The following is a 1,305-nucleotide window of genomic DNA, read 5'->3' on the forward strand; positions in this document are numbered from 1 at the left end:
TTATTATCAATAACATCCTTACTCTGTCGCATGGCAGCAACCATGGCTTTCTCCACCGCAGCAGCTCGGTCAAGCTGTGCTCGCTTTGCATAGTCATGTGACCAGTAGATAATCTGATAATGTCCCACACCTTTGACCGGTTTAGTCGTTCCCTCATTGGTGGTTACATTGGTATTTTTGGCCTCATCGAGGACCTTGAACTTGAATGAGACCTGCGTCTTCGAATCATTCTCAGCAATGAGATTCCCATACTCATCAAAACAGGTGTAGCCTTTAGGATCCCTTGCAGTATCCTTGAGCAGCTGTGTCGATCCCCGCACAGCCTTACTGAAGATGTACCCGTTGTGGTGTGTGATTACATCAGCAATATTGGTTCCGCTCATCATGGCTTTGTCTGCAACAAAAATCAGGTGTTTGGTATGAAGCTGAGCTCTCAACTTCGCGCTCATGGGAGTAAATGTGGTGCAGTCATTGGTATTGCCGGCAAACAGATCATAGGTGATCGGGAATCCATCCCCATCCATGAACAATCCCATCTGCACAATCGGATTGGGACGGTGCTCCTTGCTGTAGCCTTTGCGTCTGAGACTGTCCTCATTATCGATTTCAAAGTAATAGTTGGTCACATCATAGAACAACAGCGTTGAGTCTCTGTGGTAGTGGTCTACCATCTGTGCGTGCAGATGAAGGAGCACATCTTCTCGATAGCGAGGCAGAATACTCAGTGAGCGGTAGACAGCATTCAAGTCGAAGTCCATCTTGTCGAAGTATTTGTGTTTACTCATCCAAGCCGCACGTTTTGATCCGGGTGCAAGCATGCGTTCATAGACCAGCAGTTTCACTACCGCGGTAAGATTGTAAGAGATATCCAGATACTTTCTACGATCATCAAAAAATTTGTGAATACCCAGCAGGTGGAAGATCCTGCTGATTGCCGCATAGCCGATGTTTTTCACACAGTCGTAGCTATTGGTAGGTGTATTAAACGTCAAAAGGGCTCGAGGCATCAATTCAATAGTTACCGGTTGTTCACGTTGTTTTTTTTCAGCAGTGCGTTGTTTCGCAATCTGCTTAAAGTGTTCGATGGGGTCCTCAAAGAGGGAAGTAAACTCATCGACATATCCGATGCGTTCAATGGTACGGTGTTTGACTTTTCCATGTTCACGATAGCCTTCAACGAACATCATCAGGCGTCTGCCGGTTTTCTTTTCTAAGAGAGTTTGAACGTACATAGAGCACCTCGTTAAGATTATTGTATCACAACATGCTACAACACGCAACGTATTTATTCTATCAAAAAAGTTT

At 45.1% G+C, this 1,305-nt stretch carries 1 protein-coding gene; it reads right to left on the reverse strand.

Translation table 11 applies throughout. From position 1 onward, the window contains the following. The coding region (locus NWF04_01995) for an IS1634 family transposase (GenBank protein ID MCW4005362.1) at nucleotides 1–1,232 on the reverse strand (1,232 nt) is incomplete at its 3' end. Between the last annotated feature and the right edge of the window lie 73 nt (nucleotides 1,233–1,305).

This window comes from Candidatus Bathyarchaeota archaeon (assembly GCA_026014465.1).
GTDB lineage: Archaea > Thermoproteota > Bathyarchaeia > Bathyarchaeales > Bathycorpusculaceae > JADGNF01.